This window comes from Burkholderia sp. BE12 (assembly GCF_002959955.1).
Lineage (GTDB): Bacteria > Pseudomonadota > Gammaproteobacteria > Burkholderiales > Burkholderiaceae > Burkholderia.
In genome coordinates this window covers 12,587-29,801 of record NZ_PREY01000004.1, presented here as the reverse complement: position 1 = coordinate 29,801, position 17,215 = coordinate 12,587, and the positions used below count along the sequence as shown (strand labels likewise).

Genomic DNA, 17,215 nt, shown 5'->3' with positions numbered 1-17,215 from the left:
CTGCAACGAAATATTGGATTTTTCTTGTCGAATCGAGTGTATATGCTCGGTGCTTTTCAGGAGCGGCCACGATGATTCTCGTTAAGCAGAGACTGTGGGATTCGCTGATGGACATGGCGACGATCGGCGCGACCGCGCACGGCGGCAGCTGCCGGCTCGCGCTGAGCGACGACGACGTGCTGGGCCGGCGCTGTTTCATCCGCTGGTGCGAGGAAGCCGGTTGCACCATCCGCATCGATCCGATCGGCAACGTGTTCGCGCGCCGGCCGGGCACGCAGCCCGACGCGCCGGCCGTGATGTGCGGCAGTCATCTCGATACGCAGCCGCTCGGTGGCCGTTTCGACGGCGTCTATGGCGTGCTCGCGGGCCTCGAGGCGATTCGCACGTTGAACGAGTACGGCATCGCGACCCGCCACCCGATCGACGTCGTGGCATGGACCAATGAAGAGGGTTCGCGCTTCACGCCGGGCATGATGGGCTCGGCCGTCTATGCCGGCACGCTGGAACTGGAAACCGCACTGGCCCGGCCGTGCATGCAGACGGGTGTGCTGCTCGGCCACGAACTCGAGCGCACCGGCTTCGCCGGCCGCGAGCGCGAACGACAGATGCCGAAAGCCTATTTCGAAGCGCATATCGAACAGGGGCCGGTGCTGGAGCAGGCCGGCGTGCCGATCGGTGTCGTGACCGGCGTGCAGGGCATCTACGAACTCGACGTCACGGTGACGGGCTTCGAATCGCATGCCGGCACGACGCCGATGAGCGTGCGCCGCGACGCGATGGGCGCGGCGGCCTCGATGATCGCCGCGATCGTCGAGCACGGTCACGGGTTCGATGCCGATGCGCGTGTCACCGTCGGGCATGTCGCGTGCCAGCCGAACTCGCCGAGCACGATACCCGGCAAGGTCAGGTTCAGTGTCGACGTGCGCCACCCGTCGCGGCCGGCGCTGCGGCAGCTCGTCGCCGACATCGAGGCGATCTGCCTGCAACGCACCGCATTGCGCGGCACCAGCGTGCAGGTGCAGACCATCGCCGAATACGAGCCGGTGGTGTTCGATGCCGAGTGCGTCGCGCGCGTGCGGCAGGCGACGGCCGCCGCCGGCTATCCGTATCTGGAAATGTGCAGCGGCGCGGGGCACGATGCGGTGAACCTGTCGTATGTCGCACCGGCTGCGATGGTGTTCGTGCCGTGCAAGGCCGGACTGAGCCACAACGAGGCGGAAGATGCCGATCCGGTGCACCTCGCGCAAGGCGCGTCGGTGCTGGCGAACCTGCTGGCCGATTGCGCGCGCTAGCCGCGCGGCATGACGGTGCCCGGCGCACCGTTGCAGGCGTGAAAATGTCGGACAATAGCCGCTACGCGCGCCGCGCGGGCGGCGCGTTCAACCGATGCAGTCACGCCAACGAGAGCCCCCATGTCGATCACTCCCCCCCGGGAATTGCTGAAGGCTGCCGATATCGCGAAGATGGAACCGACGCGCGCGGTGCATTCGCTGAATCCCAATGCCGTCCGGCTCAAAAGACCGCTCAGCGACCTGACCGGCCTGACGCAGTTCGGCTTCCACCTGCTCACGCTGATGCCCGGCCACGAATCGGCCGAATACCACCGTCACCTGTACGAGGAAGAGTGCGTGTACGTGCTGTCCGGCACGGGCACGGTCACGATCGGAGAATGCCCTTACGACGTCGGGCCCGGCGATTTCCTGGGCTTCGCGCGCGGCGGCGAAGCGCACACGCTGCAGAACACGGGCAACGTGCCGCTCGAACTGATCGTCGTCGGGCAGCGGCTCGAGCACGACGTGTGCGAATACCCGAGAATCGGCAAGCGGCTTTACGTGGCCGGGGAACTCGAGGAGTTTGTCGATCTGCCGAAACAGCCATGAGCCGGACTGGATTCTCTAAAAATCGCGTAAAACTCGTTATAACGTTATTTGTTTAGATAAACAAAATAAAAATTCGTAAAAACACGGGGTAGAGAAATCGCGTTTATTTGGGCACGCTTGTGCTCATTGTCCGTTCCTGGGCACCGGTATTTCGACATGCCGGCGCGACTTTTTCCAGGTAGCCGAATGCGGAAATAAATACACGCACCCGGGATTTTCGACCGATGGACCGGGCAAGCGGAAAGGCGCGAAAAGATTCCTGATTTAAAACTCAGTAGTTCGAATCAATAGATTGATTGAAGAACGATACGGAGACAGGCAATGTCGAGGAACTGGGGGTTGGGGACGGCGCTGCTGGCGTTGTGCGTGGCCGTGACGTCGTGCGGCGGCGATGCGGATTCGCCATCGGTAGCAGCAGCGGCAGCGGCCGCAACCATGTCGGCCGCTGCACAGGCGCAGGGCAACGACAACAGCAGCGGTAACGACGACGGCAATGGCAACGGCGCATCGAGGAAGAACGCGGACATCCGCGTCGTCCAGTACGTCAATCCGTTGATCGGCACCGACTACGCCACCGATCAGCCGGCCGACCCGGTCGGCTCGGGGCTGGGCGGCGGCACGTTCCCGGGGCCGACGGTCCCGTTCGGGATGATGCAATGGAGCCCGATGACGCCGACCGCGCAATACGACAGCCGCAAGGGCGACGGCTCCGGCTTCTCCGGCGGCTACTGGTACGGCGACACGTCGATCGACGCATTCAGCATCCTGCACCTGAGCGGCACGGGCTGCTGGGCGAACGGCGGCTACCTGAACGTGATGCCGCAGCTTGCGCCCGGCGACGCCGGCACGCCGGCCAGCTTCAGCCACGCAAACGAAACCGCGCAGGCCGGCTATTACGGCGTCACGCTCGGCAACGGCATCAGGGCCGAGCTGACCACCACGCTGCGCACCGGCTTCGCCCGCTTCACGTATCCGGCGCTCGTACAGGGCCAGCAGGCGACGATCGCGATCGATCCGACCGTGCAGAACAATCGCTCGCAGGGCGCGACCGCGGATACTGTGACGCAGGTCGGCGACCGCGCGCTGTCCGGCACGATCGCGGGCAGCGGCTTCTGCTGGGCCGGGCATGCGGTGCCCGTCTACTACTACGCGGAATTCAGCCAGCCGTTCGCGGCGAAGCCGACGCTGGCCGCCAATCGTCCGCTCGTCGTCACGTTCGCGCTCGACAAGCAGCACCCGGCGGTGATGATGAAGCTCGGCATCTCGTTCGTCAGCGAAGCGAATGCGAAGGCGAACCTCGATGCGGAAAATCCGGGCGCCGCCGCGCATGGCCGCGCCGGCTGGAATTTCGACAAGGTGCGCCACGCGGCGAGCGCCGCATGGAACGCGCGCCTGAACGCGATCCAGGTGACGGGGGGCAGCGACGCCGACAAGACGAAGTTCTACACCGCGCTGTATCACGCGTCGCTGCACCCGAACGTGTTCAACGACGTGAACGGCCAGTATCCGGATTTCTACACGTCGAACGGCACGTCGACCGCGCCGACGCGTCAGGTCGAACGGGGCCGCAGGATGTACGCGAACTTCTCCGGCTGGGACATCGACCGCTCGTTCATGCAGCTGCAGGCCTTGCTCGATCCGGTGCGGACCAGCGATATCGTGCAGTCGCTCGTGCTCGATGCGACCGCGTGCGGTGCGTTCCCGCGCTGGGCGTACTTCAATACGGAGACGGCCGTGATGCCGGGCGATGCGGGTTCGATCGTCGCCGCGAACGCGTATGCGTTCGGCGCGACGAACTTCGACACGCAGCGCGCGCTGTCGATCATGAAGCACAGCACGGCGCCGGGCGCCGCGTGCGCAGGCACGCCGGTGATGGGCAGCCGCGCGGACTACGACCGGCTCGGCTATGTGCCGTCGTCGGGCAACGGCGACAACCAGACCGCGTCGAACACGCTCGAATACGCGCTGCGAGATTTCGCGGTGTCGCGCTTTGCGACGGCGCTTGGCGATACCGCGACGGCCGGCACGCTGCTGAAGTCGAGCGGCAACTGGCGGAACCTGTTCGATCAGGGCGCGATTCAGCCAAAGACGTCGGCCGGCGCGTGGGTCGTCGACGGCTCCGGTTTCATGGAAGGCAATTCCGAGCAGTACACGTGGTACGTGCCGCACGATCTCGCCGGTGTGATCGCGCAGGCGGGTGGCGCCGCGTCGGTCGTCAAGCGGCTCGATACCTTCTTCACGCATCTCAACATCGGCACCGTGCAGCCGTATTTCTATGTCGGCAACGAAGTGACGATGGCCGTGCCGTGGACCTATGCGTGGGCCGGCGCGCCGTCCCGTACGCAGCAGGTGCTGCACGCGTCGCTTGCGAACGAGTTCGGCACCGGCGCGGCGGGGCTGCCCGGCAACGACGATCTCGGCGCGATCTCGGGGTGGTACGTGTGGGCCGCGCTCGGCCTGTATCCGGTCGTGCCGGGCGTGAGCGGCGTCGCGGTGTCGAGCCCGCAGTTCGAGAAGATCGACGTGCGCGTCGGGCAGATGGACGGCAGCTACCGTCTGCTGCGGATCGCCGCACCGGGCGCGGGCTCTGCCGACACCGCGTCGTTCTACGTCAAATCGCTGAAGCTGAACGGCGCATCCTGGCCGGCCGCCTGGTTGCCGCTCGACAGGATTGCGAAGGGCGGCGCGCTGTCGTACGCGATGACGGCGGATGCGGCCGCAACCACATGGGGCACCGACGCGTCCGCGATGCCGTCGTTCCCGGTAGCGACCCAAAGCCGTTGATAAGAGGCGAAACACATCGAGACGGTGGTGCAGAAGGAGGCAGTTCAACGAGCGGTTCTTGCCAACAGGATCGACGCGGAGAGAGGGGGACGAACGAATGAAGCTACGTCATGTGGTGGGTATCGGGTGCCTTGCCGTGCTGTCGGGTTGCGGGGGCGATCAGGGTTCGACGGATGCGAGCGTGCTGGCGCAGGTGTCGGGCGCAGCCGGACCAGGATCGTCGCAAGGCGACCAGAATGATCAGGGCGACCAGAACGATCAGGGCGGGAACGGCGGCTCGGGCAAGCGGTCGGTGCTGCGCAGCGTCGATCCGATGATCGGCACCGCGAATCTCGACATCAACGCGGACTGGAGCAGCGGCGTGCGCGGCCACGGCCACGTCTACCCCGGTGCGACCGTGCCGTTCGGCATGGTCCAGCTCGGGCCGGACACGACCGGCGGCGCGCATACGTTGCCATGGAACTGGGATCGCACGTCGGGCTATCAGTACGACGATCCGTTCATCACCGGCTTCACGCATACGCACCTGTCGGGCACCGGCATCGGCTCCGGCGGCGAAGTGCGGTTCCTGCCGACGCTCGCGCCGGTGGACAAGGCAACGCTGGCCAGGGTCGCCGCCGACGCGTCGATCACGTACGACGCATCGTTCAGCCACGACGACGAAAGCGCGAGCCCCGGCTACTACCGCGTGCGGATGTGGCCCACCGGCAGCGGCAACACGCCGTGGAACGTGCAGGGCGCGAAAATCCTCGCCGAAATGACGGCCACCACGCACGCGGGCGTGCACCGCTACACGTATTTCCCGAGCGCGGCGGGCCAGCAGCGCAGCATGATCGTGAGCATCGACAAGCCGATCGGCGGCTCGACCGCGAGCGGCAAGATCCAGATCGTCGATGCGCAGACGATCGCCGGATGGGAGATCACGAACAACTGGGCGAACAACAAGCCGACGTATTTCGTCGCGCGTTTCTCGAAGCCGTTCGATACGAAGAACGTCGCGTTCAGCGCGGACGGCTACACGGCCTACCTGACGTTCGCCACGGACGGGAACGATGCCGGCGGCGCGGTCACGGTGAAGGTCGGCATCTCGCCGTCGAGCGTCGCGGATGCGCAAGCGAATCTCGCGTCGGAAGTCGGCGCGAAGACGTTCGACCAGGTGCGCGGCTCGGCCGAGCGCGTGTGGACCGCCGCGCTCGACCGGGTCAGGATCAAGGGCGGCAGCGCCGACCAGCGGACGATGTTCTACACGTCGCTGTATCGCACGATGCTCGCGCCGACGGTCTACAACAACGCGGACGGCAGCTACGTCGGCACGGATTCGACCAACGACGGCGCGACGTCGCCGCCCACGACGAGCAAGCATGCGAATCCGGGTTTCGACTATTCGTCGACGTTCTCGCTGTGGGATACCTTCCGCGCCGAGTCGCCGTTGATGACGCTGGTGCAGCCCGAGCGCGTCGACGGCTGGGTCGAGTCGCTGCTGACGCAGTTCAGGCAGAACGGCAAGGGCGAACTGCCGGTGTGGCCGCTCGGGCAAACCGAAACCTTCACGATGGCCGGTCACCCGTCGATCCCGATGATCGCGGATGCGTATCTGAAGCACCTGACGAGCGCGGGCATCGACGACATCTGGACCGCATTGACGACCACGCAAAGCGCGAGTGCGCACGGCTTCGACCAGTACCGGCAGAGCGGATACGTGTTCGCGGGCGACAACGCGTCCGTGTCGACCACGCAGGACTATTCGTTCGACGACTGGGCGACGGCCGCGGTGGGCAAGGCGGCCGGCAAGAGCACGGCCGACTACCGGTCTTACCTGCAACGGAGCCGGAATTACCGGAACGTCTTCAACGCGGTGCCGAACAACGGCTGGAAGTTCGCGCAGCCGAAAGACGCGCAGGGCAACTGGGTGGCCGGCTTCGATCCGACGGCCGCCGAGAAAACGGACTTCTCCGAATCGAATTCATGGGTCGATACGTGGAACATCTTCCACGACTTTCCGGGGCTCGTTGCGCTGCTGGGCGGCAAGAGCCAGTTCATCGCGCAACTCGACCGCACGTTCGATCCGGCCAACCCGCTGACCTTTCTCGACAACCAGGGCTTTCCGGACCTGACCGGCCGCAGCGGCCAGTTCTTCGCGGGGAACGAGCCGGCGAACCACCTGCCGTACCTGTACGACGTCGCGGGCATGCCGTCGAAGACGCAGGACCGGGTTCGCACGGTGATGGACGACATGTACTCGCTGACGCTGACGGCCGGCGATCGCGCATTGCTGAGCGGCGACAGCCTGAAGGCCGCGCTGAATGATCCGCGGCGGGTGCGGAACGCGGCGATTCCTGGCAACGACGATTGCGGCCAGTTGTCCGCGTGGTACGTGCTGTCCGCGCTCGGCATCTATTCGCTCAATCCGGTGGGCGGCGTGTTTTACCTCGGCACGCCGCTGTTCGAGGAAGCGACGGTCGACATCCCGGTCGCGTCCGGCGGCGGGGGCGGCAATGCAATGAAGTTCGGCGCGTCGCGGCGCTTCACGGTGACCGCGCATACGGCCAGCGGCGGCGCACCGTCGTCGGTCAATCGCTATGTTCAGTCGGTCAGCCTGAACGGCACGCCGCTGCACCGGCCCTACATCACCTATGACGAGATGAAGGCCGGCGGCAAGCTCGATTTCGTGATGGGCTCGACGCCGAACGATGCATGGGTCGGCCAGTGGAACGGCCAGGATCCCAACAGTGCGCTCGCGCCGGCGCTGGCGTTGACCAACTAGTCGGCAGAGACGCCGTAACAAGGTCGCCTTGATTCCGGCAGTACGCCGAGCCAGGCGAGATGACGGGCAGCAGAACAAGGCGGCCGCTACCTGTACGGGGAACGTTCACGGCAACTGGCCGCAGGCCAAGTGTCGATACCATCGCGCCGTTCGCGCTCAACTAATGCGGCTTCGCTATTTGGGGGGCGTATCAAGTTGACTGAGTCGCCGTCACTCGGGCTCCGAGCGGGGCGGTCAGCAGCGGCTTCACGCCTTGGCCGGTTTGCCTGTCGCTCGCCATTACCGCGTATTGCGAATAGGGGCAAAATGCCTTACAATTAATTGAAAAGTAAGGAGATATCATGTTCGAAGCCACACTTACTAGCAAGGGGCAACTTACATTGCCGGCCGGCATCCGGCATGCGCTTGGCCTCGCCGCAGGCGTGCGGATTGTCTTTACGCCACTGGATGACGGTACGGTCATTTTGCGCGCCAAAACCCGCAACCTGCTTGATTTGCAGGGTGCCCTACCGTCGATCACAAGTGTGCCAATCGATGCCATGCGGATAGGCGACGCTTGATGCCCAGTCTTGATACAAACATTCTGGTGCGTTGGTTGACCAATGACGACGTTGACCAAGTCGCGCATGTCCGTGAGCTGTTTGCCGCTTTGGCTGGACAAGCGGACGCATTCTACATACCGGTAACCGTAATGCTCGAACTCGAATGGGTTCTGCGATCGCGCTATAAATTCGACCGCCAGCAGATACTGACTGCACTCACGGCACTGCTCGAGACGCGGGAACTGAGTTTTGAAGCGGAGGGGGCGCTTGAACGTGCGGTGCACATGTATCGCGAGCATGGCGGGGATTTCGCAGATTGCCTGCACGTCGGTCAGGCTAGTGCAGCTGGTCGGGCACCTCTACTCACGTTCGACGAGCGTGCTGCACGGTTGCCTGGCGCCGAAATTCTTGGTGCGGGGCGAGCGCAGTTGCTGTGAATCTTGCAGGATTGCGGTGATGTCGGCCGTACGTCGCTTAGAGCCGCAATAGGCAGAGCGGGTTCTACTAGAGCGTCCCTTTAGGTCCTTCGTGGATGTGATCTTGTCGTTGTCGCTATCACGTTCGTGTCCAGTTGCGTCGTCGCGCTTATGATGCGGGAACGCCACTAACTGGGTTCCACGCCATGGACGCGCCGCTCCCGCCGATGTCTGCCCCGATTGCCGAAACGACACCTGAAACCGAAGCCGCCGGCGAGCCGCGCGTGGCGCGCGTGCACCGGCCGGTCGCGCTTGTCACTGGCTCGACGTCGGGGATCGGCGCGGCCGTCGCGCGTCGCCTGGCAGCCGACGGCTACGCGGTGATCCTGCATTCGCGCCGCTCAGCCGATACTGGGCGTGCAATGGCACGCGAATTCGGTGGCGCTTATGTGCAGGCCGATCTCGCCGACGATGGCGAGCGCGTGCGGCTGATCCGTGATGCGCTCGCGGTGTACGGGCGCCTCGACGTGCTCGTCAACAACGCCGGCGTCAGCCGCGTGATTCCGCATGACGACCTCGCGGCGGCTACGCCCGACGTGTGGCGCGAGATGCACGAAATCAACGTGATCGCGCCGTTCCGGCTGGTCGCCGAAGCGGAGGCCGCGCTGCGCGAGTCGGCGTCGCACGGACGGGCCGGGTGTGTCGTGAACGTCAGCTCGCATGCGGGCGTGCGCCCGAAGGGCGCGTCGATTCCGTATGCGGCCGCGAAGGCCGCGCTCAATCACACGACGCGGCTGCTCGCCCGCACGCTCGCGCCGGCAATTCGCGTCAACGCGGTCGCGCCGGGGCTCGTCGATACGCCGCTGACCGCCGACTGGACGGAGGCGCAGCAGCTCTGGCGCGAGCGCGCGCCGATGCGTCGCGAAGCGACGCCGGACGATATCGCGCAGACGGTCGCGATGCTCGTCGCGTCCGATTACGTGACGGGCGAGATCGTGATGCTCGACGGCGGGTTGAACCTGACGTGACGGGGTGACACGGTGAACCGGCGGCGCGCGCATCGTATGCGCAACCGCCGGGCTCGTTAAGGCGAGATCGGTCAGCCGAGGTTCGACCGCAGCCGCGCGAGCGCCTGATCGTGCGTGCGCTCGAACTTCAGCGGTGTGATCGCGATATACCCTTCGCCCAGCGCGACCGTTTCCGAATTCGCATCGTCGTCGCGCGGTGCCCGCGCGAGCTTCAGCCAGTGATAGTCGATCTCGCGCGGATCGCGCCCCGACACGATCTCGACGCCTTGGAGCGTGCCGGCGCCCTGGCTCGTCACCTTCAGGCCGCGCACGTCCTCGGCCGGTCGCGCCGGGAAATTCACGTTGAGGCACGCATCGCTGTCCCAGCCGGCGGCGACGAGGCGGCGGATGACGTCCGGCGCATGCGCGAGCGCGGTGTCCCACGGCACCGCGTTGCGATCGGCGAATGCCTGGCTCAGCGCGATGGCCGGCACGCCGACCAGCATGCTCGTCATCGCCGCGCCGACCGTGCCGGAAAACACCGTTTCGGTGCCGAGGTTCGCGCCGCGATTCACGCCGGACAGCACGACGTCGGGCTGCGCACCCTTCATCAGGTGGCTGACCGCGATCGCGACGCAATCGCCGGGCGTGCCGCGCACGGCGAAGCGGCGTTCGCCCTTGCGATGCACGCGCAGCGGTTCGTGCAGGCTCAGCGAATGCGACGTGCCGCTCTGGTCTTCGGCCGGCGCGACGATCCACACTTCGCGTGCGAGTTGCGTGGCGACCTGTTCGAGCACTTGAAGGCCGGGAGCGTCGAATCCGTCGTCGTTGGTGAGCAGGACACGGTCGAACAGCGGGCGGGTTTCTTGCATCGGGACGATCCTCGCGAAGGGCAATGAGAGGGGAATGCGGCGTGGCGCAAGCCACAAGGCTAGCACTCCGGCGCGAGAATCGTCGTGTCGCGCCGGGGTGCCGGTCGGCGCGGACGTGAAAACGGGCGCATCGCGCGCCCGTTCGTCGTGTCGTGGAATGTGTTGCCGGTGTGGCCGGCCGGAAGCGCTCAGCCGAGCAGATGCCGCAGCAAGCCGGCCGACACGACGCCGACGATGACGGTCGGCAGGATCGACAGGCGCGTCGCCGCGACCAGCGTGATGGCGAGCGCGAGCAGGTCGGCCGGGCGCGTCGACACGAACGCCGGCGCGATCACCGAAATCAGCACGCAACCCGGCACGTTCTCCATCACCGACGCCATCCGCGGGCTCAGCGTGCGGTTGCGCAGCAGCACGTAGCCGAGCACGCGCGACAGATAGGTCGTCGACGCCATCAGCACGATGGTCGCGACCGTCGCGAAATCAGGCAGCATCGCGCGGCTCCCACAGCAGCGCGGCGACCAGCCCCGCGCACGCGCCGGCCGCGACGTACCACGCGCCCGGCACGGCCAGGTGCGTGGCCGCCGCGACGACGAGGCTCACGAACCACGGACGGCTCGCGCGCATGCCCTTCCACATTCCGCGCAGCAGCACCAGAAACACGGCCGTAAACGCCATGTCGAAGCCGTACTGCTCGACGCTGCCGATCGTCGGGCCGATTGCCGCGCCGAGCGTCGTCATCGAGGTCCACGTCAGGTACAGCCCGGAACAGATGCCCGCGTAATAGGGGACGCTGATGTGCGTGGCCGAGCGCGAGCGCGCATCGGCGAGCGACATGGCCCAGCTTTCGTCGCACATGAAGAACAGCGCGGCGAACGCACGGCGGCGCGGCAGGCGCCGGAGGTAGGGCGCGAATGCGGCGCCCATCAGGATGTGGCGTGAATTCACGAGGAACGACATCGCGATGATCAGCGCGATGTGCGGCGGCGACGTCCATAGATGGATCGCCGCGAACTCGGAGCCGCCGCCGAAGTTCAGGCCCGTCATCATCGGCACCTCGAACAGGCTCAGCCCCTTTTGCGCGGCCTGCGCGCCCAGCAGCAGCGCGAACGGCACGAAACCCAGCATGACGGGCAGCGCCGCGCGCAATCCGCGACCCATCTCGGCGATATGGGCGGGCTTGTCGCGAAGCCCGGACGACGTTGAAACGCTACTGCTCATTACTCCTCCTTCGGGGGAGGGATTGTCTGCTTTTTTGACTCGAATCGGGTTGCGTTGTGGCCAGAACTTTCGGAGAATTTGGCATTGAACGCGTGATTTGCGGATTTTTTGGAATTCAATGCCAAATGAAACTTGACGCCATCGACCGGCGGATCCTGAGCGCACTCCAGCGCGACGGCCGCATGCAGAACGTGGAACTCGCGCACGAAGTCGGGCTGTCGCCGTCGCCGTGCCTGCGGCGCGTGCGGCTGCTCGAGGAAGCGGGCGTGATCGAGAAATACGTGGCCGTGCTGAACCCGGCGAAGGTCGGCAAGGGGCTGACCATCTTCACGCGCGTGTGGCTGAAGGGGCAGGACGCGGAATCCGTGAACCGCTTCGCCGAGGCCGTCCAGCAGATGCCGGAAGTCGTCGAGTGTCACCTGATGGCGGGCGACTGCGATTTCCTGCTGCGCGTCGTCGCGGCCGATATCGACGATTACCGGCGCTTCCAGATGGAATACCTCACGCGCATTCCGGGCGTGCTCAGCGTGAAGACCGACATTCCGATGCAGAAGGTGAAGCTCACGTCGGCGCTGCCGACCTGACGCGGCGCGGGCACGCGATGGCGGGTCGACGAACGGTCACGACCCGGTGACGATCGCCCGCTAAACTGGCGAATCATGCCGCTTCGGACGTATTGTCCGTTTAGTCGTGCGACGTTCGATGCGCAAGCAACTAACGGTCAATGTCGGTGGGTCGCGCAGGCGGCGTGCGCCGGTGCGGATGCATTTCTTCTTGTCGGGCCAATCATGCAGCCATTCAACGATCCGTGGAATTCGCTGGAAATCGTCAAGCTCACGCTGGGCGTGCTGACGCCATTGTCGGTCGCGTGCCTCGGCTGGCTCGTCGCGCGCCGGCTGAAGCGGCTCGAACTCGTGCAGTGGACCAACCAGCGACTGATCGAGAAGCGGCTCGCGCTGTACGATGCGGTCGCGCCGGAGCTCAATGCGCTGCTGTGCTTCTACACGTGGATCGGCTACTGGAAGGACATTTCGCCGGACGACGTGATCCGCGCGAAGCGCGAGCTCGATCGCACGTTCCACATCTATCGCTACCTGTTCGACGACGACGTGTACGACGCGTATCACACGTACATCCATGCGTTGTTCGACATGCACACGGGCCCGGGCCGCGACGCGCGGATCCGCTCGCTGATCCAGGCGCCCGACGGCGACCGGAGCGTGCACGGTTCGTATGAATGGAAGCCGGCGTGGTCCGAGCGTTTCGCGACGGCGAACGTCGTGCCCAGGGACGACGTGCTGCGGCATTACACGCAACTGATGGAACGGCTGCGCGTGGCGCTGGGCGCGACGCGCTGAAGTGCTGGCGAAGGCGGCTGATGCGTGTCCGGGTTTCGGGCCGACTCAGGCGAAAGAGATCACGAGCTTTTTGCCGCAAGCGGCGGCGTACTTGCGCAGCGTTTCGATCGACGGCGAGTGCTGGCCGGTCGCGAGGGAGCGTTCGAGCCGCGTGATGGCAGGCGCTTTCGTTCCCATGCGTTCTGCAATATCGGCTTGTGAAAGACCGGCGGCTCGCCGGGCGGCAAGCATCGCGTCGAGCAACGCGAATTCTTCCCGGTTCAACCGTTCGTACTCGGCGCGAACCTTCGGATCGGCAAAGGCGCGTTCGCGTAGTGCTTTATACGTTGTCATCTCGAAACTCTTTCAGGTGATGGCGCGGTTTCCCGTTTACTACTACTGCCGCCCTGCCACCGCGAGCCGCGCGGCGAGACCGACGAACACCGTGCCGAGCAGATATTGCGGCAGCTTCGACGGACGGCGGCGCACGCCGATCCGCCGGCTCAGCCGGCTCGCGGAGAGGATCACCGCGCCGTTCACGACGAGCCCGATCAGGTTGAGCACGGTCGCAAGCACGAGGATCTGCACGGCGATCGAGCCGTGTTCGGGCCGCACGAACTGCGGAAACAGCGCGAGCACGAACAGTGCCATCTTCGGATTCAGCAGGTTCGTCGTCAGGCCCTGACGGAAGATCGCGGCGCTCGAGTGCCGGCGCGGCGATGCGACGGGCGACAGCGCGGTCGCGTCCGAGCGGAACGTCTTCCAGGCGAGATACAGCAGATACGCGGCGCCGGCGAAGCGCACGGCGTCGTAGGCGATCGGCACCGCGACAAAGAGCTGCGACAGCCCGAGCGCTGCCGCGAGCGCGTGACAGTAGGTGCCGGCCTGAATGCCCGCCAGCGTCGCGAAGCCCGCGCGCCGGCCCTGGCTCAAGCTGCGGGACGCGATCAGCAGCATGTCGGGGCCGGGCGTGGCGGTCAGCGCGAGACAGGCACCGGAGAACAGCGCGAGCGTGGAGAAGTCGATCACGGGAACCCCTTTCGCCGATGAGGCGTAAAAGGGAGGTCAGTTTAGGAAGGCGGTCGCCGGCAGTCAACCGCGCGCAGGCGACGCTGTCCCTGACGACGGCGCGCCCGTCGCGATGGAACCGCGTGCTACGACAGAGCCGGCTCGGCGATCATCCGCCGCAGTTCGGGCACGCACGAGCCGCACTGCGTGCCGCATTTGAGTTGTGCCTGCAAGCCGGCCAACCGCTCCGCCGCCGTCGCGTTCGCGGGACAGGCCGACAGCGTCGCGCGAATCTCGCGCTCGCCCACGCCGACGCAATTGCAGATCGCCCGGCCGCGTGCGGGCGCCGCCTGCAACGGCACGCGCCCGGCGAACAACAACATCCGGCCGATCGCGCCGACGCTCGTGCCGCTGTCGACGTAGTCGCGCAGCACGGCGGCACTGTCTTCGGTCGCGTTGGCCGCGCCCGACACGGAGAACGCCGTCAGCGCGCCGTCGACGACGCGCACGCGTCGGGCGGTGCCGCGCCGCGCGTCGCCGTAGCTCATCACGTCGGGCGCCGGGTCGGGCAAGCCGAGCAGCGCTTCGACTTCGCGCTGCAGCTCGATCGGCACCGGCTCGTAGGCCGCCGCGCGCCAGGCGAGCCCGCCGCCGGCGTCGGTGCCGAACGGCGTGCAGCTCGCATACGGGAAGCGCGCGAACAGTGCACGCAACTGGCGCTGCCGGGCCAGCAGTTCGTCGGCGGGCAACCGCGCGGCAATCAGCCAGCGCCACGGCAGGTCGGCCTTCAGCAGCTTGATCGCCGCGTGCTTCAGTTCCGGCTGGCGCGAGTGCGGGTCCAGCGCGGGCGAGGTCACGGTGTTGACGCCCGCGCCGACGCGGTTGCCGGCCACGCCGGACACGAACTCGTCGCCCCAATGCATCGGCGTGAACGCCTGGCCGGGCGCGATCGCGTCATCGGCGCGCGCGGGCAGCAGCATGCTGCCGCGGTGCGACGTCAGGTGCACGAAGTCGTACGGGCCGATGCCGAGACGCGCGCAGTCCGCGGTGTTCAGATCGACGGTCGGTCCCGGTGCGTGCGAGAACAGCTTCGGCACGCTGCCCGTGCGGCTGCAACCGTGCCACTGGTCGCGCAGCCGGCCGGTCGTGAGCGCGAAGCGGAAGCGCGCATCGACCGGCTCCGCGACCGGCTGATACGGCGTGGCGATGAAGCGGGCGCGGCCGTCGGCGGTCGGGAACCGACCGTCGGCATAAAGGCGGGCGGCACCGCTCGCCGCGCCGGCGGGAAACGGCCATTGCTGCGGGCCGTCTGCGTCGAGCCGCGACCACGACAGCCCGCCGATGTCGCAATCGCGTCCGACCGTCGTCGTGCGATGCTCGTTCCAGATCGCTTCGGTGTCCGCATACGGAAACAGCGTGGCCCGGCCCGTCGCGAGCCGCGCTTCCAGCCGTCGGCCGACCTCGGCGGCGATTTGCCAGTCCGCGCGCGCGTGGCCGTACGGTTCGACGGCGGCCCGCACGCGCGAGATGCGCCGCTCCGAATTGGTGACGGTGCCGTCCTTCTCGCCCCACGTCGCCGCGGGCAGCAGCACGTCGGCGTACGGTGCGGTACCGGTGTGTGCGTACGCCTCCTGCAGCACGACGAATTCCGCGCGGGCGAGCCCCGCGCGCACGGTCGCCTGGTCGGGCAGCGAGTGCGCCGGGTTCGTGCAGACGATCCACACGGCTTTCAGTTCGCCCGACGCGAGCCGCTCGAACATCTCGACCGCGGTCAGGCCCGGTTGGCTCGGCACGTCGTCGACGCCCCACAGTCGCGCGATTTCGGCCCGATCCTCGGGACTCGCGAGATCGCGATGCGCGGATGCGAGCGTCGCCATCCCGCCCACCTCGCGGCCGCCCATCGCGTTCGGCTGCCCGGTCAGCGAGAACGGCCCCGCGCCGGGCTTGCCGATCTGCCCGGTGGCGAGGTGCAGGTTGATCAGCGCGACGTTCTTGTGCGTGCCGTCCGCGGACTGGTTCAGCCCCTGGCAGTACAGCGACAGCGACGGGCCGTCGGCGAACCAGCGCGCGGCTTTGACGATGTCGTCTGCGCGTAGCCCGCAGACTTGCGCCGAGACGGCCGGCGACCATTCGCGCACGCTGTCGCGTACCGCGTCGAAGCCGTTCGTGTGGGCGTCGATGAAGGCGCGATCGAGCGCACCGTCCCACACGAGCACGTGCAGCATCGCGTTGAACAGCGCGACGTCGGTGCCCGGCTGCAGCGCGAGGTGCAGCGTCGCGTCGCTCGCGGAATCGGTGCGTCGCGGATCGGCGACGATCACCTTCATCGCCGGATTGCGCTCGCGCGCGGCTTCGAGCCGGCGGTACAGGATCGGATGCGCGAACGCCGGGTTCGCGCCGGCGATCAGCACGGTGCCCGCGTGGTCGAGATCGTCGTAGCTGCACGGCGGCGCATCCGCGCCGAGCGATTTCTTGTAGCCGACCACGGCCGAGCTCATGCACAGTCGCGAATTCGAATCGATGTTGTTGGTGCCGATCAGCCCCTTCGCGAGCTTGTTGAAGACGTAATAGTCCTCGGTCAGCAGTTGGCCCGACACATAGAAGCCGATTGCATCGCGGCCATGCTGCTCGACGATCCGCGCGAAGCGCGCGGCGACATGGTCGAGCGCGTCGTCCCACGACACGCGCGTGCGGGCAGCGTCGCGCGTGTGTCGCAATTCGGGGTGCGTCGCACGGGTCTGTGCATAGCGTTCGGCCGTGGCGGTCAGGTGCAGCGTGCTGCCCTTCGAGCACAGCCGGCCGAAATTCGCCGGATGAGCGACGTCGCCGCGCACGCCGACGATCTTGCGCTGTCCGTCGGCATCGGCACGCGTCTGGATGATTACGCCACAGCCGACACCGCAGTAGCAGCAGGTCGAATGCGTTTCGCGCAGGTCCGCGTCGGCGCGCGCGTCGCGATCGAGTGCTGCTGCCAGCTCCGTCATGCAGCGTGTCCCGGTTCGGTGCACGCGGATGCGCCGGATGCGTCGTCACCCGTCGCGAGCGACGCGAGTTCGCTGCGCCTGAGCAGCACCGTGTCGCCGTCGCAGGCGACGCTGAACACGGGCGTGCCGCCGTCGTCGGGCGGCAGCGCGCAACCGTTGCCGAACGCGATGTTGAAGCCGTGCAGCGGGCACGTCACCTGTTCGCCGTGCACGATCCCCTGCGACAGCGGGCCGCCGCGATGCGGGCAACGGTCGAGCAGCGCGAACACGCGGTCGCCGGCAGTGCGAAACAGCGCGACGGGCGCGCCCTCGGGCCGCTTGACGACGCGTGCGCCGAGCGGGGGAATGTCGTCGATCCGGCAGACCGTGATCCAGTCGGGGTCGAAAGTGGTCATCGTAGGAT

General features: G+C 66.7%; 16 protein-coding genes. 9 read left to right on the top strand and 7 right to left on the bottom strand.

Features of this window, described 5'->3' with window-relative positions; translation table 11 throughout:
* The first annotated feature begins 71 nt into the window (after nt 1-71).
* The 7 genes from C4B30_RS05520 (at nt 72) to C4B30_RS05490 (ending at nt 9,414) form a co-directional block, all read left to right on the top strand.
* Nucleotides 72-1,292: a Zn-dependent hydrolase gene (locus tag C4B30_RS05520; protein WP_105131966.1), complete on the top strand. Its 1,221-nt coding sequence runs from the start codon at nt 72-74 to the stop codon at nt 1,290-1,292.
* 120 nt (nt 1,293-1,412) lie between these two features.
* A complete protein-coding gene (locus C4B30_RS05515; protein WP_027782105.1) occupies nt 1,413-1,880 on the top strand; it encodes a cupin domain-containing protein in 468 nt (155 codons plus the stop codon).
* Nucleotides 1,881-2,201: 321 nt separating this feature from the next.
* On the top strand, nt 2,202-4,664 hold the full coding sequence (locus C4B30_RS05510) for a GH92 family glycosyl hydrolase (RefSeq protein ID WP_105131965.1): 2,463 nt from the start codon (nt 2,202-2,204) through the stop codon (nt 4,662-4,664).
* A 97-nt stretch (nt 4,665-4,761) separates the two neighbouring features.
* Nucleotides 4,762-7,428, top strand: a complete 2,667-nt coding sequence (locus C4B30_RS05505) for a GH92 family glycosyl hydrolase (RefSeq protein WP_105131964.1) — start codon at nt 4,762-4,764, stop codon at nt 7,426-7,428.
* 341 nt (nt 7,429-7,769) lie between these two features.
* The gene (locus C4B30_RS05500) at nt 7,770-7,988 is read left to right on the top strand and encodes an AbrB/MazE/SpoVT family DNA-binding domain-containing protein (protein ID WP_089501102.1); all 219 of its coding nucleotides are present in this window, start codon (nt 7,770-7,772) and stop codon (nt 7,986-7,988) included.
* Nucleotides 7,988-8,407: a PIN domain-containing protein gene (locus C4B30_RS05495; RefSeq protein ID WP_089501103.1), complete on the top strand. Its 420-nt coding sequence runs from the start codon at nt 7,988-7,990 to the stop codon at nt 8,405-8,407. The genes C4B30_RS05500 and C4B30_RS05495 overlap by 1 nt, the downstream gene beginning before the upstream one ends.
* Nucleotides 8,408-8,592: 185 nt before the next feature.
* Nucleotides 8,593-9,414: an SDR family NAD(P)-dependent oxidoreductase gene (locus C4B30_RS05490; RefSeq protein ID WP_105131963.1), complete on the top strand. Its 822-nt coding sequence runs from the start codon at nt 8,593-8,595 to the stop codon at nt 9,412-9,414.
* Between the two features lie 71 nt (nt 9,415-9,485).
* On the opposite strand, the gene surE is transcribed toward C4B30_RS05490, so the two are convergent.
* From surE to C4B30_RS05475, 3 genes are all read right to left on the bottom strand, one after another.
* Nucleotides 9,486-10,265, bottom strand: a complete 780-nt coding sequence (surE, locus tag C4B30_RS05485; protein ID WP_105131962.1) for a 5'/3'-nucleotidase SurE — start codon at nt 10,263-10,265, stop codon at nt 9,486-9,488.
* 188 nt (nt 10,266-10,453) lie between these two features.
* Nucleotides 10,454-10,756: an AzlD family protein gene (locus C4B30_RS05480; RefSeq protein WP_442778446.1), complete on the bottom strand. Its 303-nt coding sequence runs from the start codon at nt 10,754-10,756 to the stop codon at nt 10,454-10,456.
* Nucleotides 10,746-11,483 carry an AzlC family ABC transporter permease gene (locus C4B30_RS05475; RefSeq protein WP_105131961.1) on the bottom strand — a complete coding sequence of 246 codons (738 nt, stop codon included), beginning with the start codon at nt 11,481-11,483 and terminating at the stop codon, nt 10,746-10,748. The genes C4B30_RS05480 and C4B30_RS05475 overlap by 11 nt, the downstream gene beginning before the upstream one ends.
* A 125-nt stretch (nt 11,484-11,608) precedes the next feature.
* Here C4B30_RS05475 and C4B30_RS05470 point away from each other — a divergent pair, with 125 nt between their 5' ends.
* Both C4B30_RS05470 and C4B30_RS05465 read left to right on the top strand, forming a co-directional pair.
* Nucleotides 11,609-12,067: an Lrp/AsnC family transcriptional regulator gene (locus C4B30_RS05470; protein ID WP_006486309.1), complete on the top strand. Its 459-nt coding sequence runs from the start codon at nt 11,609-11,611 to the stop codon at nt 12,065-12,067.
* 204 nt (nt 12,068-12,271) lie between these two features.
* Nucleotides 12,272-12,841 carry a hypothetical protein gene (locus tag C4B30_RS05465; protein WP_105131960.1) on the top strand — a complete coding sequence of 190 codons (570 nt, stop codon included), beginning with the start codon at nt 12,272-12,274 and terminating at the stop codon, nt 12,839-12,841.
* A 45-nt stretch (nt 12,842-12,886) separates the two neighbouring features.
* Here the strand turns inward: C4B30_RS05465 and C4B30_RS05460 are convergent, their stop codons facing one another.
* From C4B30_RS05460 to C4B30_RS05445, 4 genes are all read right to left on the bottom strand, one after another.
* Nucleotides 12,887-13,174: a helix-turn-helix domain-containing protein gene (locus C4B30_RS05460; protein WP_105131959.1), complete on the bottom strand. Its 288-nt coding sequence runs from the start codon at nt 13,172-13,174 to the stop codon at nt 12,887-12,889.
* 42 nt (nt 13,175-13,216) lie between these two features.
* On the bottom strand, nt 13,217-13,849 hold the full coding sequence (locus C4B30_RS05455; RefSeq protein WP_105131958.1) for a LysE family translocator: 633 nt from the start codon (nt 13,847-13,849) through the stop codon (nt 13,217-13,219).
* Between the two features lie 125 nt (nt 13,850-13,974).
* Nucleotides 13,975-16,812, bottom strand: a complete 2,838-nt coding sequence (locus C4B30_RS05450; RefSeq protein WP_105131957.1) for a nitrate reductase — start codon at nt 16,810-16,812, stop codon at nt 13,975-13,977.
* On the bottom strand, nt 16,809-17,207 hold the full coding sequence (locus C4B30_RS05445) for a nitrite reductase (NAD(P)H) small subunit (protein WP_105131956.1): 399 nt from the start codon (nt 17,205-17,207) through the stop codon (nt 16,809-16,811). The genes C4B30_RS05450 and C4B30_RS05445 overlap by 4 nt, the downstream gene beginning before the upstream one ends.
* Nucleotides 17,208-17,215 lie beyond the last annotated feature (8 nt).